Raw genomic sequence first — 25595 nt, forward strand, 5'->3', positions numbered from 1 at the left:
CGATGAGGGCCGCATATTTCTCGAAGGTAGGTTCGCCTCTAGAAGTTAGGGGTGTTGCCGATCCCACTCCAGCATCGGGAGAAGTTGTGCTGAAGATTCACCGCTGCGGTATCTGCGGATCGGATCTACACATGACGGATGGACACGCACCGCATTTCACGCTTCCAGAAAATTCGACCCTAGGTCACGAATTTGCCGGCGAGGTGGTTGCCGTAGGAAAGGGTGTGGAGAAGCTGAAGATTGGCGATGCTGTAACCGCGCTGCCGTTTGTCGGATGCGGGCATTGCGCGACCTGTCTTTCCGGGAAGCCGAACTTCTGCGCGCAATTCAAGGGCGCCGCCGCCGGCTTCGCTCAATATGCAGTCGTTGCCGAGCGCGTAACGACCCGGCTTCCGAAGACGTTGAGCATGGAGGACGGCGCACTGATCGAACCAATGGCCGTCGGCTTGCACGGAGTTGCGCTGGCAAAGCTCACGCCGGGCGCGAAAGTGCTCGTGATTGGCGCGGGTCCCGTTGGACTGGCCGCCACGTTCTGGGCTCGCCGCCTCGGCGCTGGTCGCATTGTTGCGACTGCTTCGTCGCAGCGCCGCGAAGCGCTCGCGCGACACATGGGGGCTGACGAATTTGTGGTTCCGCAGGATGGGCAGGATCTGGCGGCGCTAGCCGCCGATGCTCTCAAGGGTCCACCAGACGTCGTGTTCGAATGCGCAGGGCAGAAAGATCTGATTGCAAAGGCGATTCATTGCGTTAAGCCGCAGGGCGACGTCGTAGTGCTCGGCTTCTGCACGGTGCCGGACCAATTCATTCCGGCAGTAGCGGTATGGAAGGAAGTGCGAATTCAGTTCGCTGTCACCTACAGTATGCAAGAGTTCACTCATGTCGCGAACGTGTTCGACGCGGGCTGTGTCGAACCGCGCGCGATGATTACCGACCGGGTCTCGCTTGACGCGCTACCCGATGCATTTGAAGCACTGCGTGAACGGTCGACGCAATGCAAGGTAATGGTGAACCCATGGCTCAGCTGAAATCCTGGAGCGACTATCTCTTCCAGTTGGCAAACGCGGAGAGTCTGCTCGAATTGACCGAGACACCGCGCGATCCTCAAACGCGCGCGGAGCTGTATCGGCAGTTTCAGATGAATCTCTCGCTTGCCTACTTCATCTACTTCCAATCCGATCCGCTTCATCCTGACTGGTTGCCTTTCCTTAACTCGGTCTTCATGCTGCAGCCGAATCCCGACGACACCTATTTCGTCGCACCGTTGCGAGGTGACCTGCGATATCGGGTAGTTGGAGAGCGCGGCAGCGTGCATTTGCTGACGCTGGATATCGGCCGCGGCATCATGGGTACTACCGACAAAGTCCACCCTCCGCTAGGTCAGTTCGACCTGGACGACCTCGAGATCGGCGAGGACGGCAGCTTCGAAGTTCTGTTGAGCTCACGGCGTCCCGCCGGCTATCACGGCAACTGGCTCGAGTTGCACCCCGAGGCTGACTTCGCAATGCTGCGCCAGCGCTCGTATGCGTGGGGAGCGGAACGTGACGCACGAATCGCTATCGAGTGCCTCGACGCTCCCCGGACGAAACCGTCAATGGGTCACGAGGAGATCGGGAGGCGTACTGGCGAGCTGATGGACTACGCGGAGCGTCTGTCACGTCGCTGGCTCAGGCATATGCAGCAACTGCGCATGCGGATCAACGTGAATGAGTTCGAGTTTTTCGCTTTCGGTGGTGGCCTCGCGAAACAGGCGTACTGGCAAGCGATTTTCGATTTCGGTGACGACGAAGCGCTCATTCTCGAAACCGCACTGCCGCAGACACGCCACTACTGGAACGTGCAATTGAACGACGCTCTGTTCAACGCGCTTGACTATATCGATCACCAAAGCAGCCTCAATGGGCATCAGGCGCACGTCGACGAAGACGGCTATTTCCGCGCGGTGATTGCGCACCGTGATCCGGGTGTCGCGAACTGGCTGGATACATGCGGGGTCAATCGGGGGACCGCAATAGGCAGATGGTATGGCTGCAGTTCGGAGCCGGTTCCGACGCTCAAGCGTGTGCCGGTGTCCGAGTTGCGCAATCACTTGCCGACGGGGACTCGCTTCGTTGACGCAACCGAACGCGAGAGACTCTTGCGCGAGAGACGCATAGGTGCGCAGCTGAGACGGCGGTGGTAAGCATGATTAAGGGATCTTCAGGAGACGATAGATGTCGCCATCAAAACGATTTTCGGGTGCGGAGGATGAGCTTCATGCAGTCGCGAGTGCCGCTACTGGCTTGAGCGATTTCGGCTCCAGCGCCGAATACATGCCCGGCCTGACGCAACTTCTGAACGCTTTCGACGAAGATGGCCCGCGCTTCGCGCCAGGGGGCCGGGAATTTGCGTGGAATGCAGTTGTCGGTGCTTTGGTCTCGCGCCTGACGCTAGTGGAGGGCCTGCGCAAGCATGCCGATGTCTTGTCCCAGACTCCGCGGCGTCCGCTCGTCATCACCGGCATACCTCGGACCGGCACGACCGCATTGCACAAGTTGCTTTCGGTCGACCCGCAATTTCAGGGTTTGGAAAAGTGGCTGACGGTCTTTCCGCAGCCACGGCCGCCGCGCGACACCTGGACCAATTATGTTCAGTTCCAGGCGACCGCGGCCGGACTGGAGGCCTTTTTCAGGTCGGCGCCAGAGATGCGCGCAGCACATAACATCGTCGCCGACGAGGTCGATGAATGCCTCGAAATACTCAAACAGGGCTTTTGCAGCAATCTGTGGGGATCGTCCTTCCGCGTACCTCAATACGATCGCTGGTGGCGCGAGCAGAGCGAACTGCCGGCCTATCGCTACTTTGCAAAGGCGCTTAGTCTGATCGGCGCGCGCGACCCTGAAAAGACGTGGCTGCTGAAAAATCCCGGACATCTGATGCAGTTGCCCGCTCTGTTCGAGGTTTTTCCCGACGCATGCGTGGTGCAGACACATCGAGATCCCGTGGAGGCGCTGCCTTCGCTCGCGAGCGTGCTGGCGATGGCGCGTCGAATTTCCGAAGGCGAGCAAGTCGACAGGGACGAGATCGGCGCGCGCGAACTCGACAACTGGGCGTGGGCCAGCGAAGCAGCAATGGCGGCGCGCGCGTCCTTGCCGAAGAAGCAGTTCCTCGATATCAGCCAAGCCGACCTTCACGCCGATCCGATTGGTACGATGCGGCGGATTTACGGTCACTTCGGCTTTCAACTGACCGAGGAAACGATGGAAGCAATGCGCCGGCGAGTTGAGCAGAGCCCTGAACGCGCTCATGGTGTGCATAAATATACCCAAGCCGAATTCGGCCTTGCAACCGAGGCGATCCGGGAGCGATTCTCCCGGTACATGACTACCTATGGACTGCAATGATGAGCACGCTCTCACTTTCTCCGTTTTCCGGCTTTCTGCAGATTGCGTACGTCACTACCGACGTGGACAAGGCAGTTGACCACTTTTGCAGGGAACAGAATGTGCAGGCGTGGGCGCGCTTGCCGGGCATTGAAATTGAGTCGATCGCCGGGCGTCTCTGCAAGCTGAACATCGCGCTGGCATTCGTCGGATCGGTTCAGCTCGAACTGATCGAGCCGTTATCCGGCGACGACCGTGTGTATCGTGATGCGCTGCCGCGAGACGGATTCGCGATTCGCCATCACCACATCGCGCAGTTGATCGATAGCGAAGCGGCGTTCGAAACGCAGCGTAGCGAAATGGCTGCCGCGGGCCTGCCCATCGTCATCGACGGTCAGTCGCCCGGGTCCGCCCGGTACTTCTACACAGATCACAGGACAACGCTGGGTCACTATATCGAGCACATCTGGTACACACCATCGGGTCTCGACGCGATGGAACAGGTGCCTCGCAATGGAGCGGTTCAATGAACCCGGCTGGCACTGTGCATTCGGTTGACGACGATCACCGCCTGGCCGTGCACATCGCTACGGCGGCCGGAGCTGCGTTGAACGCAATACGCGCGTCGGCGGTCCTTGCGGGCAAACCACTGGGAGCAGCGGGCGATGCCACGGCAAACGAGCTGATCACGCACATTCTCGCTCACACCAGACCGGCAGACGGCTTCCTTTCGGAAGAGTCCGCACCGGATCCAAAGCGGCTAGCCCTCGATCGTGTATGGATCATCGACCCCCTCGATGGCACGCGCGAGTATGGCGAATGCCTCGGGCGGCGCGACGACTGGGCGGTCCATGTCGCACTGACAGTTTGCGGCGAGCCGCGCGCTTGTGCTGTCGCGCTTCCGGCTCGTGGCGTCACGTTCGGAACTTTATCGCCGCCTGAGTTGCCCCCAGCGCCTGAGGGGCGCCTAAAAATTCTCGTGAGCCGTTCCCGCGCCCCCGAACTGGCACTACGGGTTGCCCAGCGCTTGAATGCCGAGCTCGTGCCGATGGGTTCGGCAGGCGCAAAGGCAATGGCAGTGCTGCGTGGCGAGGCGCACGCATATCTTCATGCCGGCGGGCAATATGAATGGGATTCGTGCGCCCCGGTAGGAGTCGCGCTTGCGGCCGGACTTCATGCCAGCCGCATCGACGGCAGCCCATGCATCTATAACGGGTCGGACGTCTCGATGCCCGACCTGCTCATATGTCGAGCGGAGATCGCCGAACTGATGCTGGCCGCCATCGCAGCCGCGCAGTGAATCGCCTTTGTAAAAGGATTTGCCATGCCCACATTGACTCACCTGCGGCGGCTCGAAGCCGAGAGCATCCATATCATGCGAGAGGTCGTCGCTGAGGCACAGCGCCCTGTGATGCTTTACTCGATCGGCAAGGACAGCGCCTGCATGCTCCATCTGGCAAAAAAGGCGTTTTACCCGGCGCCGCCCCCGTTTCCGCTCCTGCATGTCGATACCACCTGGAAGTTTCGCGACATGTACACGATGCGCGACCGGATGGCTCGCGAGGCCGGAATGGAGCTAATCGTCCACCAGAATCCGGAAGCGAAAGAACTTGGAATCAATCCGTTCGATCATGGTTCGCAGGTTCACACCGACATGTGGAAGACACAGGGCCTGAAGCAGGCGCTCGATAAGTACGGCTTCGACGCCGCTTTGGGGGGCGCTCGCAGGGACGAAGAGAAGTCGCGTGCGAAGGAGCGAATCTTTTCATTCCGTACAGCCAGCCATCAATGGGACCCGAAGAGTCAACGACCCGAACTGTGGCGCCTTTATAACGCGCGCAAGAACCATGGCGAGTCGATCCGCGTGTTTCCCATCTCAAACTGGACCGAGCTGGACATCTGGCAGTACATCTACCTCGAGAACATCGCCATCGTGCCGCTATATTTCGCGGCGCGGCGACCCGTAGTGAATCGGGGCGGCACGCTAGTGATGGTGGACGACGACCGCATGCCGCTTTCGCCGCACGAAAAGGCAGAGGACAGAATGGTGCGTTTTCGCACGCTGGGTTGCTATCCGCTGACCGGCGCGGTCGAGTCGAACGCCACGACATTGCCGCAAATCATTCAGGAAATGCTCTTGACGACGACCTCCGAGCGCCAGGGTCGGGTGATCGATCACGACGGCGCCGCATCGATGGAGAGGAAGAAACAGGAGGGGTACTTTTAATGGCACACGTCTCTGACCTGATCGGGACCGATATCGAAGGGTACCTGAAGCAGCATGAAAAGAAGAGCCTTCTGCGTTTCATCACATGCGGGAGCGTGGATGACGGCAAGAGCACGTTGATTGGCCGTTTGCTCTATGAATCGAGGATGCTATTCGAGGATCAGCTTGCCGCGCTCGAAGCCGATTCGAAGAAGGTCGGTACGCGTGGTGGGGAAATAGACTACGCGCTGCTGCTCGACGGTCTGGCTGCGGAGCGCGAGCAGGGCATCACCATCGACGTCGCCTACCGGTTTTTCTCGACGGACCGCCGCAAGTTCATCGTTGCCGATACGCCCGGGCATGAGCAGTACACCCGCAACATGATAACGGGGGCTTCCACGGCGGATCTCGCCATCATCCTCGTCGATTCACGCAAAGGCTTGTTGCAGCAAACGCGACGGCATAGCTATCTCGTGTCGTTGATCGGCATTCGCAACGTGGTTCTTGCGGTGAACAAGATGGACCTGGTCGATTACTCCCGTGAGCGGTTCGACGAAATTTCACGCGAGTATTGCGAATTTGCAAAAAAAATCGGTATATCCCATGTGACGGTAATTCCGATTTCGGGCGTAAATGGCGACAACGTTGTTGAAAGGAGCACAAAGACGCCATGGTACGACGGGCCGTCCTTGATGCATCACCTCGATACTGTCGAGATCGACGAAGCCCGTTTGCAGACCCTGCCATTGCGTTTCCCGGTGCAGTGGGTCAACCGCCCGAACCTTGATTTCCGTGGGTTTGCAGGAACTATTGCGTCCGGTGTCGTACGCGTCGGGCAGCGTGTGCAAGTTCAGCCGTCAGGGCGGGAAACCACCGTCGCAAGAATCGTGACGGCCGACGGAGATCTCGACGAGGCCTTCGCGGAACAGTCGGTGACGCTTCTGCTCGCCGACGAAGTGGATGTCTCTCGTGGCGATCTGATTTCAGCGGCCGATTCGCCAGCTCAGGTTGCCGACCAGTTCGAAGCAACGCTCGTATGGATGAGCGATCAACCCATGCTCCGTGGGCGCAGCTACCTGCTGAAGATCGGCACGCGGAACGTCACGGCAACGATATTGCCGCTGAAATACAAGCTCAATGTCGAGACGCTCGATCACGTCGCCGCTGAGACTCTCGCGTTGAACGAAATCGGCGTTGCCGAACTGGAGTTCGACCGTCCGATTGCTTTCGATCCATACGAGCAGAACCACGAGACGGGCGGTTTCATCGTCATTGACCGCATGACCAATAGCACGGTCGGTGCGGGTATGCTGCGCTTCGCACTGCGCCGTGCGACCAATATTCGCTGGCAGACGCTGGAAGTCGACAAACATGCGCGACGGACCCTCAATGGGCATCAGAGCGGCGTCGTCTGGCTGACAGGCCTTTCTGGTGCGGGTAAATCGACGATTGCGAATCTGCTCGAGAAACGCTTGCATGCAATGGGCAAGCGAACCTATCTGCTCGATGGGGACAATGTTCGGCATGGATTGAACAAGGATCTCGGCTTCACGGCCGAAGACCGCGTCGAAAATATCCGGCGCATTGCCGAGGTGGCGAAGTTGATGGCCGACGCCGGCGTGATCGTCATTACCGCATTCATTTCGCCGTTTCGTGCGGAGCGCGCACTGGCGCGCGAACTCATGGAGGAGGGTGAATTCATCGAGGTCTTCATCGACACGCCATTGGAAGTGGCTGAGCAGCGCGATCCGAAAGGACTCTACAAGAAAGCGCGTCGCGGAGAGTTGAAGAACTTCACTGGCATCGATTCACCCTACGAGGCGCCGGTGAAGCCCGAAATCCACATCAATACCACGACCAGTTCTGCCGAGGTTGCTGTAGAGACGATCTTCCAGAAGTTGCAGACAGCGGGATTTCTTGACGTGTCGAGGGGATCGCCGCTCTGAGACGTCGCGGGGCGGCGTACCTCGCGCGCCTCGCGTTCATATTGTTATACGACATTCATTTATATATACTCCCTGCTGTCGATCACGGGAGACGCAGAGCGCAATTCCCGTGTTGACATCGCCCACTCGGGCGACAGTCCAACAGGTATCGGGACGTTTCGACGCGTCAAGGAGGCAGTGGGGATGGCGGAAAGCAATCAGCAAGGCTATGGGCCGCGCGAGTCGATGGAATACGACGTGGTCATCGTCGGCGGCGGTCCCGCAGGCCTCTCCGCGGCGATCCGCCTGAAGCAGCTGGCAGCCGAAAAAAACGCCGAGATTGGCGTCTGTGTGCTGGAGAAAGGCTCGGAGATCGGAGCGCATATCCTCTCGGGCGCAGTCATGGACCCGCGCGCGCTCGATGAACTGATACCCGACTGGAAGGAACAGGGCGCGCCGCTGAACGTCGCCGTGACCGAAGACAAGTTCCTTTTCCTTTCGGAAACTGGTGCGAAGTCGGTTCCGAACTGGGCATTGCCGGACAACTTCAAGAACCACGGCAACTTCGTGATCAGCCTCGCGAATGTCACGCGCTGGCTTGGGACAATGGCCGAGGCACTGGGCGTGGAGATTTTCCCGGGCTTTCCGGCCGCTGAAGTCCTCTACAACGAGGACGGCTCGGTCAAGGGCGTCGCCACCGGCAACATGGGCATTGGCAAAGACGGCGAGCCCACCGAGAACTTCCAGCTCGGGATGGAGTTGCACGCGAAGTACACGCTGTTCTGCGAAGGCTGCCGCGGTCATCTTGGCCGTCAGCTCGACGAGAATTTCAATCTCGGCGAGAACGCCGATCCACAGGTCTATGGCATCGGCATCAAGGAGCTGTGGGAAATCGATCCTTCGAAACATCAGCCTGGTCTGGTGGTTCACACGGCTGGCTGGCCGCTGGAGTCGGACACCTATGGCGGCTCGTTTCTGTACCACATCGACAACAACCAGGTGATGGTGGGTTTTGTCGTCGGTCTCGCGTATCAAAACCCCTATCTTTCGCCATTCGAGGAGTTCCAGCGCTACAAGACGCATCCGGAAATCCGCAAGTTCCTGCAAGGCGGCAAGCGCGTGTCGTATGGCGCGCGCGCGATCACAGCCGGTGGCCTGATGTCTCTGCCTAAGCTGGTATTCCCGGGCGGCGCACTCGTGGGTGACGATGCCGGCTTCCTGAACGCGTCGCGCATCAAGGGCAGTCACGCAGCGATCAAGACCGGCATGCTGGCCGCGGATGCCGCCTTCGATGCGTTGCAGGCTGGCCGCCAGCACGACGAACTCGCGGCCTATCCGGAGGCGTTCAAGCAGTCGTGGCTCTACACGGAGCTGTACAAGGCGCGCAACTTCAAGCAGTGGATGAGCAAAGGCCTGTACCTCGGCACGCTGATGGTGGGCATCGAGCAGAAAGTGCTGGGCGGTAATGTGCCCTGGACGCTGCATCACCGGCATCGCGATCACGAAATGCTGAAACCCGCCTCGCAGTGCAAGCCGATCGAGTATCCAAAGCCGGACGGCAAACTCACGTTCGACCGTCTGTCGTCTGTTTTCATTTCGAATACGAATCACGAAGAGAATCAGCCGGCGCATCTCACGCTCAGGGACGCGAGTGTGCCGGTGAACGTCAATCTGCGAACGTATGCAGGCCCAGAAACCCGCTTCTGTCCAGCAGGCGTCTACGAGTACGTGAAGGACGAGCAGGACGAGGACCGTCTGCAAATCAACGCGCAGAATTGCGTGCACTGTAAGACCTGCGACATCAAGGACCCGACCCAGAACATCGTGTGGGTCACGCCGGAAGGCGGCGGTGGTCCGAACTATCCAAACATGTAAGCAGATGTCAGCAAGGTCTCAGAGGTAAGTCTCAGAATGAAACTGATTCGGTCAATCGACGAGCTGCGCGCGCAGTTGCGCGGGCAAAACCGTACCGCATTCGTGCCGACTATGGGCAATTTGCACGAAGGGCATTTGTCGCTTATCCGGCTCGCCCGGCAACATGGGGATCCGGTCGTCACGAGCATCTTCGTCAATCCGCTGCAGTTTGGGCCGGGGGAGGATTTTGCGCGTTATCCGCGAACGCTGGAGGCGGACATCGAGAAGCTCCAGAAGGAGAACGTCTATGTCGTCTTTGCCCCTACGGAAGAGGATCTATACCCTCAGCCGCAGGAGTATCGAGTGCAGCCGCCTGGCGGCATTGGCGACATGCTGGAGGGTGAATTCCGGCGCGGGTTTTTCCAGGGTGTGTGCACGGTGGTGATGAAGCTGATGTTGTGCGCCCAACCGCGTGTCGCCGTTTTCGGAAAAAAGGACTACCAGCAATTGATGATTGTTCGGGAGATGTGCAAGCAGTTCGCGATGCCGACGGACGTGGTAGCGGGCGAAACCATCCGTGATTGCGACGGTCTTGCCTTGTCCTCTCGCAATCGTTTCCTGACGCCCGAGGAGCGGGTCGAGGCGCCAACGTTGTATCGGCTCCTGAATCAGATCCGCGACAAGGTCTTGAGCGGAGAGAAAGATATTCAGGGTATCGAACGACGCGCGTTCTCCACGTTGGTCGATCGTGGCTGGCAGCCGGATTACATCTCGGTGCGCAAGCAGGCCAATCTGCGATCACCCACGGCGCAGGAGGCCGATGACAGCAAGCTGGTTATCCTTGCCGCCGCGCGCCTCGGCAACACGCGACTGATCGACAACATGGAAATTTGAGTTCTCCATGCATAGCCTTGTCGCCGCGCTTCTGGACCAGCAGGGCAGGGTGCCAATCCCAAGGCTAGTCATGTGCCTTCCCACTCCGGCCGTTTGACATGATCGAATCAGACTCGGATCACGGCGGGTCCTCCCGCCGCGCAGTACTAGTAACAGGCGCCGCCAGACGGATCGGGCGGGCGCTTGCGCTCGGGTTCGCTGCGCGAGGATGGGATGTCGCGGTGCACCATCACGAGTCAAAACAGGAAGCCCGAGAGGTTGTCGACCACATCAAGTCGCAGGGGCGCAGATCGGTCGCCCTATGCGCTGACCTGGCGATCGAGGAACAGGTCGAGCAACTGGTACCAGCGTGCGTGGAGACCTTCGGTCGACTTGACTGCGTGCTGAACTGTGCGTCACGGTTCGAGGAAGATACCGCCCAAACCTTCGGTTATGCGCGGTTGCTCGAACTGATGGCGATCAACGTCGCCGCACCGCTGGCATTGGCGCGAGGACTCTTCGACGTGGTGCCGGACGGCGCGGTATCGGACGAAGCGAAGCGCGGTGTAGTGGTGAACGTGCTCGACCAGAAGCTGTTCAACATGAACCCCGACTACATCTCCTACACGGCGACCAAGGCTGCGCTAGCCAACGCGACCGTCGCACTCGCGCAGGCTCTCGCGCCGAAAATCAGAGTCGTGGGGCTGGCTCCGGGATTGACGTTAGTGTCGGGCGATCAAACACAGGCGCAATTCGACACAGTTCATAAGATGACACCGCTACTGCGCGGTTCGCGACCGGAGGACATCGTCGAAGCGGCGGCGTATCTCGCGAATGCGCATGGCGTCACGGGCACGACATTGGTCGTCGACGGAGGTCAGCACCTTGTATCGAGCCCCCGTGACGTGATGTTCATGGACTCGGTGTCGAAAGGCCGCACTGTTGCTGAGTGTCTCTTCGCAGACCGTCAGTGAATCACTGATGGCGAAGAAAATGTGCATCCGCCGACCGTCGAGGGCAAGCAATGAAGCGGAAATTTCAGGGACTCGCTACGCGAGAAAAGCTACTCGATAGCGCGGAATGCCTTTTTTTCGAACGTGGCGTCGCGTCGACGACCCTCGAGGACATTGCTCGTGCGAGCGGTATGACTCGTGGCGCCATCTATGGTCACTTCACGAACAAGTGGTCGCTCGTCAGCGCACTTTTCGAACGCTCAGAACTTCCGCTGGACGCATTCACTGTGTGCGGCGCAGAAGCCGCGATCGCAACCATCGATGCGTTGCGTGTCGAGCTCGAGCGGCGGTTGGTCGATGTGCTACGGATAGGGAGAAAGCGGCGGTTGTATTCGATCGCGCTGTCCACTACGGAGATTGATGGCGATTGCACTTTGCCGGCATCGATGTTCAGGGAGTCGGCGCTTCTTGCACAGTACTCGATCGAGACGACCTTGGCACGCATCGCAAAGCCGCCAGGTACATCTGAGGATCTCGACTACGCGTTCGAGGCAACTTTTATTCATGCTTGCCTGACAGGATACTTCCGCCGCAGCTTGATCATTCCGCCTCCTGCAGGAGCCGAAAAGCTGCTTGCCGGAAAGATCGTGCGAAAGGCCTTGTTGTCATGGTTCATAGAGAGCCCCTCGTTGTTCGCGGCTCGCGGCGGGCTGGCGTCCGAAGCCGGCATTCGTCGATGAAAAGGAACAAGATAACCTCGATCTTGCAAGGAAAAAACATATGAATTTCAAAACGCTAGCTGTAGTCGGTGCCGGAACAATGGGCAATGGCATCGCTCAGGTCGCCGCGGTGGCGGGTCTCCACGTGGTCATGACCGATGTCAACGAGACGGCGCTCTCCAAGGGCCTGTCAATCTTGACGGCGAATCTCGGGCGTCTCGTCGACAAGGGAAAGCTGGACGCGGCGTCGCGTGATTCTGCGCTAACCCGTATCGAAACTTCCACTGACTATCAGCGCCTCTCGACTGCAGACATCATTATCGAAGCGGCAACCGAGAACGTTGATCTGAAGATCCGCATCCTGAAGCAAATCGAGTCGGTGGCGCGTGCCGATGCGGTCATTGCGTCGAACACATCGTCGATTTCAATCACCGCGCTCGGTGCGGTGCTTACTGATCCGACACGTTTCATCGGCATGCATTTCTTCAACCCTGTACCGCTAATGACGCTCGTGGAGGTCATCCGTGGGCTGCAAACCACCGACTCCACTGTCAATGCGGTGCGCGAGTTGACTGAACGGCTCGGCAAGACTCCGATAGGCGTGACCAACTCGCCAGGCTTCGTAGTGAACCGTATCCTCGTGCCAATGATCAATGAGGCGTTTTTCGTGCTAGCGGAAGGCGTCGCCACCGCGGAAGAAATCGACGCCGGAATGAAGCTCGGTGCGAATCACCCGATCGGGCCACTCGCGCTCGCCGACCTGGTCGGGCTAGACGTTTGTCTTTCTGTCATGGACGTTTATCTGAAAGACTTCGGCGATTCCAAGTATCGCGCATGTCCGCTATTGCGGGAGCTGGTTGCGGCGGGACGGCTAGGGCGAAAAGCCGGTTGGGGGGTCTATAAGTACTGAAGCCGCCTGGCAGCGTAAGCTGAGTGGCAACAGGGATTTTGCGGCCGAATACGGATAACCGCTACTGTTTTTGCTGCGGGTTTCAACTACCGCCTTGCGATTCAATCATTGTGGATGGAGGCATCAACTCGGCCTCCATGTGCACTGGGTGTCGCCGCAAGAGCAGCGGTCCGGCGAGCATCAGCAAGGCAGCGGCAGTTAGCGTCTTCGAGACACCAAACTGATCCGCACAAACGCCCCATATCAATGCACCCAATGCCATTGAGCCTTGGAACGTGAGCAAAAAAACTGCTAATGCCCGAGCTCGCACCCAAGCGGGAAGAGTCGCCTGGAAGGCCGAGGAGACGGTGGAGTTGAATGTGATCCACGCGGCACCCCCGACGAGCAGGGACAGATATACAGGTGCGCTGTACTGCACATAGGCGGCGGTCAGCGTCGCAATGCCGAACAACACAGACGCACCGCAGACCAGAGTATTGAGCGCCAGATAGCGGCGTACCCGACCAAGTGCAATTCCACCAGCCACGGCGCCTGCTCCCATACTCCCCAGCATCGTACCGTACCCACCGCCGCCCAAACCTGGGTTATTTTTCGCTACGATCGGCAGTAGCGCCCACAACGCGCTTGCGCTAACTACAAAGGTGAATGTGCGAAACAGATGTCCGCGCAAAACACCGCAACCAAGCACATAGCGTACGCCCACGCACATCGCGCTTACCAGACGCTCCTGCTTTGAAACGACTTGTTCTTTTTCCGGCTTGTACCAAAGCAAAAAGATGGTCACTGCGACCGCAAATAGCCCGGTCGTTAGTGCGAACACTGCATACGATCCTATCCCGGCGATCACTGCACCTGCCAACGCGGGGCCCACTGCGCGCGCGCCATTGAAAGCGACTCCATTGAGAGCGATCGCAGAGAGCAACGCCGATCGAGGCACTGCTTCCGCGGTTGAGGATTGCCAGGCCGGAACTGATACGGCACTGCCTGAACCGAGCAAAAAGGTGAAGATCAGCAGTCTGACTGGATCGATTGCATCCAGCATCAACAGAACATAAAAAAAGATCGACGAGACCAGCATCCAACAGTGCGCGGCTAGCAAGAGGCGGCGCTTATCCATCGAATCGGCGAGTACTCCTGCCGGCATCCCGAGCAGGAAGGCCGGCATCGTGGTCGCAGCCTGGGTCAGTGCAATCATCACCGGGGACGTCGTGAGCGAAGTCATCAACCATGCTGCCCCAACGTTCTGCACCCAGGCGCCAAGGCTCGCCGCCAACATTGCCATCCATATTGCGCGAAACGGGCGATAGCGAAGCGGACCGGGCTCGGGTTGTGGTTTCGTGGAATACATTGGGGTTCAGGCTGTGAACATTACGCGTCTTGCTGGGTGCAGATCGCTTTACGTGGATGCCGGGATCGATGCACCTGGGTGCGAAAAATAGAATATGGTGCATAAATATGAACACGCCTGGCACGGCCTGTCAATGCCGATCTTGATTTCCACCGTCGTGAGAAGAAGACACCGTTGCTGACGTTCAAAGTCGGTGAAGCATCGCGCGCCCGTTCGACGTCAACGTTGACCGGCTCGGAAACTGATGTCACATTCCTCGTTGGAAACGACGAGGCTTCGGCCATTCCGTCTTGCAACCGATCCTGAGAGTTGCTCTGTTTCGCGTTTTGACTATGTCATTCGAATTCATCCAACCTGATCCGACCGACCACGACCCCCTTCAGGCAGAGCACACACTGCTGGACTTAGTGGCGCGTGGCCGCACTGTTGCTCAATTGTGGGAAGCGCCGAGGTCGTTGGTGGTACCGCGCAGCTATCTGCGCTATCCGCAGTTCGAATCTGCACGCTGCGCTTTCCTTCGCGACGGATGCCCCGTCTGGCTACGCATGTCGGGCGGCGGCCTCGTACCGCAGGGTCCCGGGATTCTAAATTTGAGTCTGGCTTATTTCGTCGAGCAGCAGCCGAGCAAAATGAGCGAGGCGGTGTACCTGCACTTATGCGAAGTCATCGGGAGCGCACTGCGCGTGATCGGCGTCACGACCCATTACCAGGCAGTGGACGGTTCATTTTGCGACGGTCGCTTCAATTTGGCTTGGGGAGTCGGCACTGACGCTCGCAAGATTGCTGGCACGGCGCAGTATTGGCGACAGGCGCCAGCCGCGATGCGGACGAGCGATGGACGGGGCCATCTGGTGCTCGCGCATGCCGTATTGCTTGTCAGTGCCGATTTGGATGAGGCGAACCAGCGGGCCAACGCCTTCGAAGAGGCGGTGGGCAGTGGCCGTCGATACGACGCAAACAAGATCGTCACTGTGCTGCAAGCGCTGGGAGGGGCAGGGATCGGCAGGGAGCCGCTGATGCCCGCCGTGTTGGCTGCGATCGAGGACAGTCTCACCGACATTCCACTACCGACAGAAGCGCAGTAACCCGCTTGGCGGGCTCGCTCGCCTCGGTCGGTGTAGCGGGGCGGCGCACGGCGAGCCATTCTCCCTGATATCGAACAATGCCGCTGTCAACGGAATGTAACCTGAAGTGCTTAAGTTTGAAGGTTCGAGCGATGGGCAGCCGTGCCGGGCGCGTAAAGCCGAACAAAGGGCGAAACCTTCTGGAAACGCTCAATACAGACACGGACGTGCTGGGGCGGATTGAAATGCATCATCGCAAGAACACCGCGCGCCCGCGCAAGTTGCGGGTGTCCAGCGCAAGTACCCTGGGCCCGCAGGAGGCGTAGTTGAGGAATTGCGTCGCGGAGCGCAGCTTGCTGCAACCATTGATCCGGTCAGTCAATCTCGTGGAGGCAAACCATGCTGTTCAAACGAGGAATTGCAGTTCTTGCCGTTGCTCTACCTCTCACGGCCGCGCAAGCGCAAACCGTCGACATCACCGGTGCGGGCAGCACTTTCGCAGCCCCGATCTATAACAAGTGGGCCGACGCCTACCATAAGGCGGGGGGCGGCAAGGTCAACTACCAGGGCATCGGGTCAGCGGGCGGCATCAAGCAGATCCTCGCGAAGACCGTGGATTTCGCAGGCTCCGACGCACCGATGAAGGACGACGAACTGGCGAAGACTGGCCTGTTCCAGTTCCCGACGGTGGTGGGCGGCGTGGTGCCGGTCGTGAACCTGCCTGGCGTGAAGCCGGGTCAACTGGTTCTGTCGGGTGCGGTGCTCGGCGACATCTATCTGAACAAGATCAAGAAATGGAACGATCCGGCGATCGCCGCGCTGAATTCGGGCATCAAACTGCCGGATACGGACATCGCCGTGGTACGCCGCGCCGACGGTTCGGGCACGAGCTTCATCTGGACGAACTTTCTGTCGAAGGTGAACCCGGAGTGGAAGTCGAAGGTCGGCGAAGGCACGACGGTGAACTGGCCGACCGGTACGGGCGGCAAGGGCAATGACGGTGTCGCCGCCTTCGTGCAACGGCTGCCGGGCGCGGTCGGCTATGTCGAGTGGGCGTATGCGAAGCAGAACAACATGGTCTACACCAGCCTGAAGAACTCCGCCGGTGCGGTGGTTGCGCCGAAAGCCGAGACCTTCAAGGCGGCCGCCTCGGGCGCGGACTGGAAGACGTCGTTCTACCAGATCCTGACCAACGAGCCCGGCAAGGACGCATGGCCGGTCGTCGGCGCGACCTTCGTGTTGCTGCACGCGACGCAAGAAAAACCGGCGCAGGGCGCGGCGACGCTGAAGTTCTTCGACTGGGCGTTCAAGAATGGCGGGCAGGCTGCCAGCGATCTCGACTACATCTCGCTGCCGGATTCGGTCGTGTCGGAAATCCGCGAGCAGTGGAAGACCAAGGTCAAGGATGCGTCGGGAAAACCGGTGTTTCAGTGAAGGCCTCGTTGCGACCCGCCTCGAACAGCTCGTGGTCGGTGGGCGAAATCAATTGACTCAGATCAAGTAACGGCCGCATCGAGGCGGGTAACGTGCGCATGACGGTCTTTTATCACCGCACGCGCAACGTCGAGGAAGTCATCAAGCAGATTGCCGCCGCTACCAACACGCCTGAGGAAACGGTCTCGCAAATGTACGCACAGACGTGGATCGAATACAGCGAAGGTGCACGAATCACGGACTACCTGACGGTTCTGGTCGCTCGTCGTGTGCGCGACAACCTGCGCAGGCGGCAACAGCATTCGCATTGAGCGTGGGTTGGTCAAGCGCCGTTGGGCGATGCCGCTTCCGCACCGAAGCGCTCGACCATAAATTCAATAAAGCTCCGAAGCTTAGGCGACGTCCGCCGCTCACGCAGATACAGCAGGTTCAGCGGCCGCTCGGGCGCGGCAAACGCCGGCAGCACTTCTACCAACCGTTTCGCTCGCAGATCCGCGGCCACCAGGATCTCGGGCAGCATGGCGATGCCCAGGCCGCGCAACACCGCCCGTCGCAGCGCTTCAGAATTGTCGATCCTCAGCCTGCCGTCGACGGGCACGCTCACGCGGCCGTCCGGACCCTGCAAGCTCCAGGATCGCGGCCAGATGCAGACCTTCGGCAAGATGGTCGAACTCCGGCCGCACAAGGGCGCCGAACAACCCCACGCCGAGCACGCCGCCAATCTGACGCGCGGTGTTCAACACGCCGGACGCAATGCCCATGTACGACGGTTCCACGTGCGCCAGCACCGCGGTGTTGACCGACGGCACCGCGAGCGCCACACCGACGCCAACACTCAGCAGAGGCAACGCGACTGCTAGCGCGCTGCTATCCACCCGCACGAACGCAAGCGAAACATAGCCGAGCGCCGCCAGCGCCTGGCCGGCAACCATCGGCAGGCGATAACCGAAGCGCGCCGTGAGTGAGCCCGACGCGACCGTCGTTGCGTTGGTCGGGCTGACGTATGCGGTTGTCGAAAGCGGCAGACTGGGCTGGACTGGCATGACCGTATTGACGGGAATGGCCGAGCATAGTCATGGGCCTCAAGACGTCCGGATCGATGGTCACGGACGCTGCGCGTTGAGAGCATTGTCGCCGCCGCCTGCCTCATGCGCGGAAGCGCCGGCCATCACGCGCCAGCGGTCGCTGTCGAGCACGGCTCGAGCGTCGATCCGCCCGAACATGTCCAACAGAGGTGCGACGAGGCCCGTCCAGCCCGTCTGATGACTGGCCCCGAGCCCTGCACCGTTGTCGCCGTGGAAATACTCGTAGAACAGGATCAGATCGCGCCAGTGCGGATCGTCCTGAAACTTGCTGGTCCCGCCGTAGACGGGACGTTTTCCATCCGCATCGCGCAAGAAAGTACCCGTCAGTCGCCGGACGATTTCCTGTGCCACCTCGAACAGCGTCATGGAATGCCCGGACCCGCTCGGGCATTGGACCTTGAATTCGTCGCCGAAAAAGCTGTAGAGGTTCATCAGTGCCCTGACAACGAGCAGGTTCACCGGCATCCATACCGGACCTCGCCAGTTGGAGTTCCCGCCGAACATGCCCGTATTCGATTCGGCCGGCAGGTACTGCACTTTGTAATCGGTTCCACCGATGTTGAGCACATACGGATGCTCGAGGTGATAGCGGGAGAGCGAACGGATGCCATGCGGTCCGAGGAACTCGTTCTCGTCGAGCAGGTATCCGAGCACGCGTTCGAGCTTGCGTCTGTTCAGGATCGACAGGAGCCTGCGCTCCCGATGGCCGATGAAGCCCGTATCCGTCGGAGCCACGTGGGCGAGCAGCTCCGGGTAGCGTTTGCGGAATTGGGCGATCAGCTCCATCAGTTTCGGATACCGCGTCACCGAATCTGCTTCGAATACGGTGGTCGCGCACAGCGGCAGCAGCCCCACCATCGACCTGATCTTCAGACGCATGGTCTGGCCGTCGGGAAGCCGCAGCAGATCATAGAAGAAGCCGTCATGCTCGTCCCACATGTCGTCCGGATGTTCGCCGCGCCGATCCATCGCATAGGCGATCCACATGAAGTGCTGGACGAACCTGAAGGCGATCTCCTCGTACATCGGATCGTATTCCGTCAGGATGATCGCCATCTCCAGCATGCACTGGCAATAAAACGCCATCCACGCGGTTCCGTCCGCCTGTTCCAGCGATCCGCCCGTCGGCAGCTGCGCGCTGCGATCGAATACCCCGATGTTGTCCAGCCCCAGAAAGCCGCCGGCGAACACGTTGCGTCCCGACGGGTCCTTGCGATTCACCCACCAGTTGAAATTGAGCATCAGCCCCTGAAACGAGCGCTCGAGAAAGCGCGGGTCGGCCCGTCCCAACTCTTTGCCGTACCGGTAGAGCCAAAGCGTGGCGGCCGCATGCACGGGAGGATTGACGTCGCTGAAGTTCCACTCGTAGGCCGGGATCTGGCCGCTCGGATGGACATACAGGGTGCGCAACATCAGCAGCAATTGCTCCTGCGCGAAATCGAAGTCGACGAGCGCCAGAGAGATCGTGTGGAACGCCAGATCCCAGGCCGCGTACCACGGGTACTCCCATTTGTCCGGCATCGAGATCACGTCCGCGTTCAGCATGTGGAACCACCCGGTGTTGCGCACATCGAGCCGCTCGCCGTCCAGCAACGGATGGCTCCCATGCTCGCGCAGCCACAGTTCGAGATCGAAGTAGTAGTACTGCTTGCCCCACAACATGCCCGCCAGCGCCTGACGGTGCACCCGGCGCTGGTCTTCCGTCAGCGATTTCGGCGCGATGCGCTCATAGAACTCGTCAGCATCGGCAATGCGTTCGTTGAAGGTGTTCTCGAAGCCGTCGAACGCGTTGTCGCGGCTTATCGCGCTCAGGCGCAGCCGGATCGTCACGCTGTCGCGGCCGGGTATGTTGCATACGTAATGGGCCGCCGCCTTGGTTCCCGTTTTGGCCGGATTCACCGCCTCGCGTTGTCCGCCGCTCACATACGCGTGGAATGCGTCTTTCACATAGGGCGAAGCATTGGGCTGATTCCACAGACGCCGTGCATTGCTTTCGTTTTCCGTGAACAGCAGTTCGGTCGCGCCTTCGCAATAGAGCCAGTAGTCGCCCAGCTCATGATGGCGCGCTCGAATGACGCCCGGCGCCTCTTCGCACAGCGACGGCCTGGGATCGTCGTGGTTCTCCGACCATGTATTGCGAAACCATAGCGTTGGCAGGATTCGAAGCTGCGCCGCGTCCCGCCCGCGGTTGTGCATGCAAATGCGCACCAGGATGTCTTGTGGATCGCGCTTCGCGTATTCGACGAATACATCGAAATAGCGGTCGTCATCGAACACGCCGGTATCGAGCAGTTCGTACTCGAGTTCTTCTCGCGATCGCTTGCGGTTCGTCTCGATCAGGTCGAGGTACGGGTATTCCTGCTGCGGGTACTTGTACAGATACTTCATGTACGAGTGCGTGGGCGTGCTGTCGACATAGAAGTAATACTCCTTCACGTCCTCGCCATGATTGCCTTCGCTATTGGTGAGCCCGAACAGGCGTTCCTTCAGGATCGGGTCGCGCCCGTTCCAGAGTACGAGCGCGAAGCAAAGTCGCTGCTGGTCGTCGGATAGTCCGCCGAGCCCGTCTTCTCCCCACCTGTAGGCGCGTGAGCGCGCCTGATCGTGGGTGAAATAGTTCCAGGCGTCGCCATCTTCGCTGTAGTCCTCGCGGACGGTTCCCCATTGCCGCTCGCTCAGGTACGGCCCCCACAGCTTCCACGGCACCTGCGCCACATGCGCGTCGTTCAAGCGTTTTTGTTCCGTGACATCGACGTCTGCGAGAGCCATTTCTGCCTCCGTAACGGCCGGATGAACCTGCAACAGGCGGGCGGTCGCCCTACGACGATCGTCCGGCGAGCCCGGTGGATACGTGCTGCTGCGAAGCAATCCTGATGTGCGAGACGAACCACGCGGCGAGCACGAACCACCCCGCTGCGACGACGAACGCGACGACGTAGGCGGTTCCGGCACCAGCAAGCGCCTTGACCCACGACAGCATCCACCCGGTCGCCGCGGGGCCGAGGATCTGCGGCAGCACCATCGACACTTGCCAGATGCCCATGTCCTTGCCGCTGGATGCATCGTCTGGCAACACTTGCAGTGCGAGCGCCCAGTCGACGGCTTGATAGGTCCCGTAAGCGGCGCAGAAAACGAGTCCGACTGCGATCACCAGCGACAGGTTCGGATGCACCGCCAGCATGACAAAGCCGATCGCGGCTCCGGCCATGATCCAGCTTGTCAGGCGGACGACGGGGACGGCGCCGTGGCGGTCGGCGAGCCGTGCGCCCAACAGGCTGGCCGGGATCGCCAGCACCACGCCGACACCAAGAAGCCCGTTCATCACACCGGTCGGATGACGAATGCCGATCACGTCCTGCAGGTAGTACAACATGAAGGTGAAGATCGACCAGATTCCCATGTTGCCGAACAGACGGGTTACCAGCACCCAGTAAAAGTTTCGGTGGAGGCGCGGATTGAGATAGAACGAGCGCATGAACGCAAGGAGTTCGAACCGTTCATGGGATCTGACAGGCGTCGGCTCGCGCGAGCCGCGAATCGTCAGCCAAAGGCAGAGCAGCATGATCGCAATGAACGTGGCCACCGTCGGATACAAGCGGCCCGGCGAATAGAGCACGACGAGCACCACGTTGCCACTGATGGTGCCGAGCACGGACATCACGTTGAGCCACGCGCTCGCGCGGTTGGTTTCCCGTTTTGGCACGACATCGGGCACCAGCCCGGCATACGGACCCGCCGCCCAGTTCCACCAGAACTGCAGATGCAGGAACGCGAGTGCATAAAGCCATACACTCGCCCCTCTGTTGAATGAAGCAAGCCATACCAGGGCAATCGCAGTGCCGAACACGCCGGTGACGAGAAACGATCGCCGACGTCCATGTTTTGCGATGGAGCGATCTGACAGGGCGCCGGCCAGCGGTGCCACGATCATTGCAACGAATGCGCCGGACGCAATGACGGAGCCGGCCACACCTTCCTTCAATGCGGCATCGCGTCCGAGCATTTCGGCCACCTGTGACGGCACCAGCACCGGAACGACCGTCATCCATTGGGTAAACAGCGCAAACCACAGCGACGCGATCTGTATGTGACTGAGCGTCGTCAGGCGAGGGGCGGGCGGTCTGGTCGACACATTCCGGGCTGGACTGGATAGCGGCATGTCAGAGGTCCATGGGCGTCGCGCGTTTTGCTGCCCGGTCAATGCTTGCTAGCTTACGGGGCTGCAGAGAAAGATTAGAACATTTGATCTGGCTTATGCATGCGAGGGCAGTGCGTTCGTTGCCGTCCGGCGAGTACCCACGTCAAACGCAGCACCGGCACGTCGTATGGCTTGATGTCCGCGAACCAGGTGGGACATTGAATCAGCAGCCGCCCTTGCACGTCGGCCAACTTGCTCCGTGCGGCTTTCCTTCCCGCACGCGACTTCGGCGGCGGAGCACAGACCATGCCAGACACAGCAACGCATGGCGTCAGGCGCGCAATGTGCTTGCAGATAGACCCGTGGATCAAGGAGAAAAACGATGACCCTGCTCATCTATCTGGTCGGATGGATCATTTTCATTGGCGGCGTCGCGTGGGGATTGATGGCGCTCCATGTCGCGCAGCACATCATTGCCATCGTGGCCGTGATTCTGCTCGGCATCGCGGTGATTACGGGCGCTACGCGAGCGCGTAATCGAGATCGGTCGTCATAGCGAAGTTCCCTCGTGCGCCACGGCGCTCAGGTACGCTACGGCGCGCTCGCGATGTACCATTTCCACGGGGAGTCTCACGCCGGACATCGTGGAGTACATCATGGGAAGCGCATGGAAACGCCGCTTCAAACTGCTTGTCCAGCGTTTCTGGCAGCCAACCAGCGCGTGCATGACCTGTATGCCGGGGAGCTGGGGCAACGTCATGAGCCTCACGCACTGGGCGATCGCATTCAAGACCGGGCTGCTCACCGGTGTGCTCGCGCTGCTGCTCACCTTCACGCCGGCGGCGAAGTGGTACGGGAATCGCTATAGCAACGCACTGCTCGTCGGTTGCCTGACCGCCATCGGCGATGCCTACTCTCATCTGAGCCACTACCGCTTTCATGCTCTCGAACACATCGCGACGGGGATCATGTCCGGCCTGTTTGCGCTCGCTGCGTCGTACCTGTTCGAGGATCGCGCGCGCCGCGTGCGCGCGGTATGGTCGCGTTTGTTCGGACAATCAGTGCGGTGACGAAAGCAGCTTGAAGCGCTTCCACAGCTTCTTCAATGTCCGATGATCGGCAGCGACCCGTGACGCGAGAAAGCCGCGTGCGAAGGCCGCGCCCGAGGCGGCCTCGGGCGCCGTCGTCAGCAGCGACTTCAGCAGCTGATCGGCGACGACGGCATCGTTGCGCCAGCCGAGATCGTCCTGAAGCGCGGTGAGCGCCTCGACATAGTGGCGGACGACCCGCCGCGGGCATAGCGACGCGAAGAACTCGGTGGCGTATCGAACCTTCTTCGCCGCGATGCGGGCGCGGTGACGGCTGTGATCGTCGAGATCGGCCAAACCCTTGCCACGTTTGGTCAGTTTCTTGTGCCGACGTCGCAGAACATCGGCGGCGAACGGCTTCACTGGGCTGCCGATCTCGTCGCGCTGTTCGTCGGACATCTCATCTCGCCAACCCTTGCGGCTCAACCACAGCGCCAACTGGAGCGCGAGCCGCGTATAGCGAACCGATTCGACCGCGGCCGCCGCGCGCTGCCGGTTGTCGACGGCATTCTGCTCGCAGGCGTCTCTGACGGGGCGGATCTCGTCCGTATTGCCGTCGGCGCCGGCATGTTCGAGCGTCGATGCCGCGAGCACTTCCCAGTCGCGCGCGGCGCCCAGTTCCGAGGCAATCCAGCGCAACTCCTCGTCGAAGCCGGGAGCGGCGGGGATGACCTTCGCAAACAGGTCGAGAGCCGAACGCAAGCGGCGAAGCCCCACGCGCATCTGATGGACGCTCGATGGATCGTGGCCCGACACGACCCCCAGTTCATTCGCGTGGACCTGCTCCAGACAGTTGCGCACAATGACGCAGAATGCATCCTCGATCGAATCGCGCTTGTCCAGTTGCACCGGTTGCGCTTTCACCGCCTCTCTGTGCTCGGCTACCAGCAGTGCATACCCGATATCGGCCTTGCTGCGACGATCGATATGTAGTGGCACGGTTTCGAGCATTTCCAGCGCGACGCGGTACAGCATGTCCGGATCGCCCTGTTTCAATTCCAGTTCCACGGCGGCGATCTGCACCGAGCCCGACTCCGCCTCGATGGTTCCTTCGTCGAGCGCAAGCTCGAGTTCGTCTCCGGACGGCTGGCGCAGCTCAAACGCCGAGCGGTTGATCCGCGTGACGAACACTGGCTTCAGTTGGGCGGGAACGGTCTCGTCGCGAATCAGCTTCCCGCAGTCGCTGTCGTCGGGGATCTGGTCGCACAGCAGCTTCAGATCGGGCGTGTCGCTATTCACGGGCATCTCGAACTCGTCCCTGTCGAACAGCCCCGCCTTGGCCGATCCTTCGAGCTTCAGCGTCTGGATTTTCTCCTTGCCGACGCTGCGCACGCGCAGCGAAGCACCGCACCAGTGAAATGAAAACTCGGGCGTATCGAAATAGGTGCTCGTCAGCAGGCGAGGCGCCCCCGCTGTGGCCTTCGATCGCGCAAGTATCGACGCGTTACGCAACTTGCCGAGATCTTCGTTCGCAACGCGCAGCTTCAGCTCCCGTTCCATGCCGCCTCCGAAATGAGCACCATACCGTCAGACTACACCGGATTCGCTGGGCTGCGTCGCGTCCGATCGTCCCAAGTGGCCGCTCCGAACCCGACGTTTCCTGGAGACGGGGTGGGTTAGCAGCGCAAGCAGGCATTCGTGCAAAACTTGTCCACCGTCTTAGCCACCTCGTCTGTGCACAACTTTCGTCGTGCTTAAAACGGTGATGCACGTCGACCCGATACAAGCTCACAACGACAAATAGCGAGTGTTCCCAAATTAAATCGGGGAAAACGGTATGCGCAACTATGGACCGACATGTTGAAACCGCCAGGCTAACGGCCCGCATTTCTGGTCGACGCCATTCGGGTCGGAATGAGGATGTGAAAATCTTGACAGCATTTTACAAATTCCCCCGAGCATATAGGGTATGCTGAAAAAAGACTCAAGAAACTCCCAGAAGTCGGGCCCAAAAATATTTTTGGAAATGACGATAGAGCACGTTACCCCCAATTCTTCGAAAGAGTAGGGAATCATATGCCGCACAGAGTAAAAACGATTCACTCTCATGGCGCGGTAACGACATTAATCGATGTGATGCAACGCGCCACCAGGCGATGCACGTAACGCAAGCGGAGCACCAAACAGGTGAGCGAATACGAGCAGCTCATAAGCAATGATTCAACAAAGAAGATCAATACATATATCTATGGCGGAAGGGCCGTCGATAACGAAACACTTTTCATTTGCATCGCAACCGAAGAAGCTTGCAAACACTTTGGAATTAAGGACTACGGTGGTGTGCTGGCAATCGTATTGGTACTTGCTGGACAACCGTTAATTCCAACTCGAGCAAAGCCAATGGGGACAACACGTGGGACATCTATTGCATCGCTGATCCTTCGCGCACTCGTGAACGTCAATTTCAAAGAAGCAATTCTGCCTACCCTCACCAATCAATCAATGAAGAACTTCAGGTTTTCCATGACGAGAAATCTAGGTGCATTCGTAGGGCGCTGGATTCCGCAGCTAGGTAGTCGGGTCTGAATAATTCGTTTTGGACGGCGCTTGCCCTCACGGCTGGTATTCGACAGCGATTGAGCGGTTGAGCAAAGCGGCCAGAACAGCGGCGTAAAAAAGCCTCAGCTTCCTGAGGATCA

Annotated in this window: 22 protein-coding genes and 2 pseudogenes; 18 read left to right on the forward strand and 6 right to left on the reverse strand. The window is 59.7% G+C overall.

The genetic code is table 11. The annotated features are described in order from the left end of the window. Nucleotides 1-86 precede the first annotated feature (86 nt). From AB4Y34_RS25370 to AB4Y34_RS25425, 12 genes are all read left to right on the forward strand, one after another. Complete coding sequence (locus AB4Y34_RS25370; protein WP_368367167.1) at nucleotides 87-1025, forward strand: alcohol dehydrogenase catalytic domain-containing protein; 939 nt, start codon at nucleotides 87-89, stop codon at nucleotides 1023-1025. Next, the gene (locus AB4Y34_RS25375; protein WP_368717580.1) at nucleotides 1013-2179 is read left to right on the forward strand and encodes a DUF1214 domain-containing protein; all 1167 of its coding nucleotides are present in this window, start codon (nucleotides 1013-1015) and stop codon (nucleotides 2177-2179) included. Before AB4Y34_RS25370 ends, AB4Y34_RS25375 begins: the two co-directional genes overlap by 13 nt. Nucleotides 2180-2210: 31 nt before the next feature. After that, a complete protein-coding gene (locus tag AB4Y34_RS25380; protein WP_368717581.1) occupies nucleotides 2211-3380 on the forward strand; it encodes a sulfotransferase in 1170 nt (389 codons plus the stop codon). After that, a complete protein-coding gene (locus tag AB4Y34_RS25385; RefSeq protein WP_368717582.1) occupies nucleotides 3380-3889 on the forward strand; it encodes a VOC family protein in 510 nt (169 codons plus the stop codon). The genes AB4Y34_RS25380 and AB4Y34_RS25385 overlap by 1 nt, the downstream gene beginning before the upstream one ends. Beyond that, on the forward strand, nucleotides 3886-4659 hold the full coding sequence (locus tag AB4Y34_RS25390) for a 3'(2'),5'-bisphosphate nucleotidase CysQ (RefSeq protein WP_368717583.1): 774 nt from the start codon (nucleotides 3886-3888) through the stop codon (nucleotides 4657-4659). The genes AB4Y34_RS25385 and AB4Y34_RS25390 overlap by 4 nt, the downstream gene beginning before the upstream one ends. A gap of 24 nt (nucleotides 4660-4683) precedes the next feature. Beyond that, complete coding sequence (gene cysD, locus AB4Y34_RS25395) at nucleotides 4684-5586, forward strand: sulfate adenylyltransferase subunit CysD (RefSeq protein ID WP_368717584.1); 903 nt, start codon at nucleotides 4684-4686, stop codon at nucleotides 5584-5586. Next, the gene (gene cysN / locus AB4Y34_RS25400; protein ID WP_368717585.1) at nucleotides 5586-7511 is read left to right on the forward strand and encodes a sulfate adenylyltransferase subunit CysN; all 1926 of its coding nucleotides are present in this window, start codon (nucleotides 5586-5588) and stop codon (nucleotides 7509-7511) included. The genes cysD and cysN overlap by 1 nt, the downstream gene beginning before the upstream one ends. A gap of 183 nt (nucleotides 7512-7694) precedes the next feature. Then, nucleotides 7695-9365 carry an electron transfer flavoprotein-ubiquinone oxidoreductase gene (locus AB4Y34_RS25405; protein ID WP_368717586.1) on the forward strand — a complete coding sequence of 557 codons (1671 nt, stop codon included), beginning with the start codon at nucleotides 7695-7697 and terminating at the stop codon, nucleotides 9363-9365. A gap of 36 nt (nucleotides 9366-9401) precedes the next feature. Then, complete coding sequence (gene panC, locus AB4Y34_RS25410) at nucleotides 9402-10238, forward strand: pantoate--beta-alanine ligase (RefSeq protein ID WP_368717587.1); 837 nt, start codon at nucleotides 9402-9404, stop codon at nucleotides 10236-10238. A 98-nt stretch (nucleotides 10239-10336) separates the two neighbouring features. Beyond that, a complete protein-coding gene (locus AB4Y34_RS25415) occupies nucleotides 10337-11191 on the forward strand; it encodes an SDR family oxidoreductase (protein WP_368717588.1) in 855 nt (284 codons plus the stop codon). Between the two features lie 50 nt (nucleotides 11192-11241). Further along, nucleotides 11242-11910 (forward strand): TetR family transcriptional regulator, encoded by a 669-nt coding sequence (locus AB4Y34_RS25420; RefSeq protein ID WP_368717589.1) that lies wholly within the window; start codon nucleotides 11242-11244, stop codon nucleotides 11908-11910. A gap of 40 nt (nucleotides 11911-11950) precedes the next feature. Continuing rightward, entirely contained in the window at nucleotides 11951-12799 is an 849-nt protein-coding gene (locus AB4Y34_RS25425; protein WP_368717590.1) for a 3-hydroxybutyryl-CoA dehydrogenase, read from the forward strand. Between the two features lie 82 nt (nucleotides 12800-12881). Here the strand turns inward: AB4Y34_RS25425 and AB4Y34_RS25430 are convergent, their stop codons facing one another. Further along, nucleotides 12882-14147 (reverse strand): MFS transporter, encoded by a 1266-nt coding sequence (locus tag AB4Y34_RS25430; RefSeq protein WP_368717591.1) that lies wholly within the window; start codon nucleotides 14145-14147, stop codon nucleotides 12882-12884. Between the two features lie 332 nt (nucleotides 14148-14479). On the opposite strand from AB4Y34_RS25430, the gene AB4Y34_RS25435 reads away from it, so the two are divergent. From AB4Y34_RS25435 to AB4Y34_RS25445, 3 genes are all read left to right on the forward strand, one after another. Further along, nucleotides 14480-15232, forward strand: a complete 753-nt coding sequence (locus AB4Y34_RS25435) for a lipoate--protein ligase family protein (RefSeq protein WP_368717592.1) — start codon at nucleotides 14480-14482, stop codon at nucleotides 15230-15232. Between the two features lie 378 nt (nucleotides 15233-15610). Further along, nucleotides 15611-16645: a phosphate ABC transporter substrate-binding protein PstS gene (gene pstS, locus AB4Y34_RS25440; RefSeq protein WP_176378314.1), complete on the forward strand. Its 1035-nt coding sequence runs from the start codon at nucleotides 15611-15613 to the stop codon at nucleotides 16643-16645. A gap of 98 nt (nucleotides 16646-16743) precedes the next feature. Then, nucleotides 16744-16956, forward strand: a complete 213-nt coding sequence (locus tag AB4Y34_RS25445; RefSeq protein WP_176378594.1) for a DUF3562 domain-containing protein — start codon at nucleotides 16744-16746, stop codon at nucleotides 16954-16956. Between the two features lie 11 nt (nucleotides 16957-16967). Here the strand turns inward: AB4Y34_RS25445 and AB4Y34_RS25450 are convergent. The 4 genes and pseudogenes from AB4Y34_RS25450 to AB4Y34_RS25465 all read right to left on the reverse strand — a co-directional run. Continuing rightward, a pseudogene (locus AB4Y34_RS25450) lies at nucleotides 16968-17276 on the reverse strand (LysR substrate-binding domain-containing protein); the annotation flags it as partial. Beyond that, nucleotides 17275-17622 (reverse strand): annotated as a pseudogene (locus tag AB4Y34_RS25455) (MFS transporter); the annotation flags it as partial. The pseudogenes AB4Y34_RS25455 and AB4Y34_RS25450, both read right to left, overlap by 2 nt. Nucleotides 17623-17748: 126 nt before the next feature. Further along, nucleotides 17749-20499 (reverse strand): glucosidase, encoded by a 2751-nt coding sequence (locus AB4Y34_RS25460; protein WP_368717593.1) that lies wholly within the window; start codon nucleotides 20497-20499, stop codon nucleotides 17749-17751. A 49-nt stretch (nucleotides 20500-20548) separates the two neighbouring features. Further along, nucleotides 20549-21889: an MFS transporter gene (locus AB4Y34_RS25465; protein WP_368717594.1), complete on the reverse strand. Its 1341-nt coding sequence runs from the start codon at nucleotides 21887-21889 to the stop codon at nucleotides 20549-20551. A 361-nt stretch (nucleotides 21890-22250) separates the two neighbouring features. Between AB4Y34_RS25465 and AB4Y34_RS25470 the strand changes: the two genes are divergently transcribed. Then, nucleotides 22251-22424: a hypothetical protein gene (locus AB4Y34_RS25470; RefSeq protein WP_013093753.1), complete on the forward strand. Its 174-nt coding sequence runs from the start codon at nucleotides 22251-22253 to the stop codon at nucleotides 22422-22424. Between the two features lie 100 nt (nucleotides 22425-22524). Beyond that, nucleotides 22525-22938 (forward strand): hypothetical protein, encoded by a 414-nt coding sequence (locus tag AB4Y34_RS25475; protein WP_176111297.1) that lies wholly within the window; start codon nucleotides 22525-22527, stop codon nucleotides 22936-22938. Here the strand turns inward: AB4Y34_RS25475 and AB4Y34_RS25480 are convergent. Further along, the gene (locus tag AB4Y34_RS25480; RefSeq protein WP_368717595.1) at nucleotides 22927-24456 is read right to left on the reverse strand and encodes a CHAD domain-containing protein; all 1530 of its coding nucleotides are present in this window, start codon (nucleotides 24454-24456) and stop codon (nucleotides 22927-22929) included. The two genes, AB4Y34_RS25475 and AB4Y34_RS25480, sit on opposite strands and share 12 nt — an antisense overlap. Before the next feature lie 627 nt (nucleotides 24457-25083). Between AB4Y34_RS25480 and AB4Y34_RS25485 the strand changes: the two genes are divergently transcribed. After that, nucleotides 25084-25482, forward strand: a complete 399-nt coding sequence (locus AB4Y34_RS25485; RefSeq protein ID WP_368717596.1) for an STM2901 family protein — start codon at nucleotides 25084-25086, stop codon at nucleotides 25480-25482. The last annotated feature ends 113 nt before the right edge of the window (nucleotides 25483-25595 follow it).

The sequence above is a fragment of the Paraburkholderia sp. BR10954 genome (assembly GCF_040965775.1).
Lineage (GTDB): Bacteria > Pseudomonadota > Gammaproteobacteria > Burkholderiales > Burkholderiaceae > Paraburkholderia > Paraburkholderia youngii.

Excerpts from the sequence above, each read along its gene's own strand:
- cysD (WP_368717584.1), top strand. The coding sequence starts at position 4,684 with ATGCCCACATTGACTCACCTGCGGCGGCTCGAAGCCGAGAGCATCCAT.
- AB4Y34_RS25430 (WP_368717591.1), bottom strand. The coding sequence starts at position 14,147 with ATGTATTCCACGAAACCACAACCCGAGCCCGGTCCGCTTCGCTATCGC.
- AB4Y34_RS25390 (WP_368717583.1), top strand. The coding sequence starts at position 3,886 with ATGAACCCGGCTGGCACTGTGCATTCGGTTGACGACGATCACCGCCTG.
- AB4Y34_RS25425 (WP_368717590.1), top strand. The coding sequence starts at position 11,951 with ATGAATTTCAAAACGCTAGCTGTAGTCGGTGCCGGAACAATGGGCAAT.
- pstS (WP_176378314.1), top strand. The coding sequence starts at position 15,611 with ATGCTGTTCAAACGAGGAATTGCAGTTCTTGCCGTTGCTCTACCTCTC.
- AB4Y34_RS25460 (WP_368717593.1), bottom strand. The coding sequence starts at position 20,499 with ATGGCTCTCGCAGACGTCGATGTCACGGAACAAAAACGCTTGAACGAC.
- AB4Y34_RS25470 (WP_013093753.1), top strand. The coding sequence starts at position 22,251 with ATGACCCTGCTCATCTATCTGGTCGGATGGATCATTTTCATTGGCGGC.
- AB4Y34_RS25465 (WP_368717594.1), bottom strand. The coding sequence starts at position 21,889 with ATGCCGCTATCCAGTCCAGCCCGGAATGTGTCGACCAGACCGCCCGCC.
- AB4Y34_RS25420 (WP_368717589.1), top strand. The coding sequence starts at position 11,242 with ATGAAGCGGAAATTTCAGGGACTCGCTACGCGAGAAAAGCTACTCGAT.
- AB4Y34_RS25405 (WP_368717586.1), top strand. The coding sequence starts at position 7,695 with ATGGCGGAAAGCAATCAGCAAGGCTATGGGCCGCGCGAGTCGATGGAA.
- AB4Y34_RS25415 (WP_368717588.1), top strand. The coding sequence starts at position 10,337 with ATGATCGAATCAGACTCGGATCACGGCGGGTCCTCCCGCCGCGCAGTA.
- AB4Y34_RS25435 (WP_368717592.1), top strand. The coding sequence starts at position 14,480 with ATGTCATTCGAATTCATCCAACCTGATCCGACCGACCACGACCCCCTT.
- panC (WP_368717587.1), top strand. The coding sequence starts at position 9,402 with ATGAAACTGATTCGGTCAATCGACGAGCTGCGCGCGCAGTTGCGCGGG.
- AB4Y34_RS25445 (WP_176378594.1), top strand. The coding sequence starts at position 16,744 with ATGACGGTCTTTTATCACCGCACGCGCAACGTCGAGGAAGTCATCAAG.
- cysN (WP_368717585.1), top strand. The coding sequence starts at position 5,586 with ATGGCACACGTCTCTGACCTGATCGGGACCGATATCGAAGGGTACCTG.
- AB4Y34_RS25475 (WP_176111297.1), top strand. The coding sequence starts at position 22,525 with ATGGGAAGCGCATGGAAACGCCGCTTCAAACTGCTTGTCCAGCGTTTC.
- AB4Y34_RS25385 (WP_368717582.1), top strand. The coding sequence starts at position 3,380 with ATGAGCACGCTCTCACTTTCTCCGTTTTCCGGCTTTCTGCAGATTGCG.
- AB4Y34_RS25375 (WP_368717580.1), top strand. The coding sequence starts at position 1,013 with ATGGCTCAGCTGAAATCCTGGAGCGACTATCTCTTCCAGTTGGCAAAC.
- AB4Y34_RS25480 (WP_368717595.1), bottom strand. The coding sequence starts at position 24,456 with ATGGAACGGGAGCTGAAGCTGCGCGTTGCGAACGAAGATCTCGGCAAG.
- AB4Y34_RS25380 (WP_368717581.1), top strand. The coding sequence starts at position 2,211 with ATGTCGCCATCAAAACGATTTTCGGGTGCGGAGGATGAGCTTCATGCA.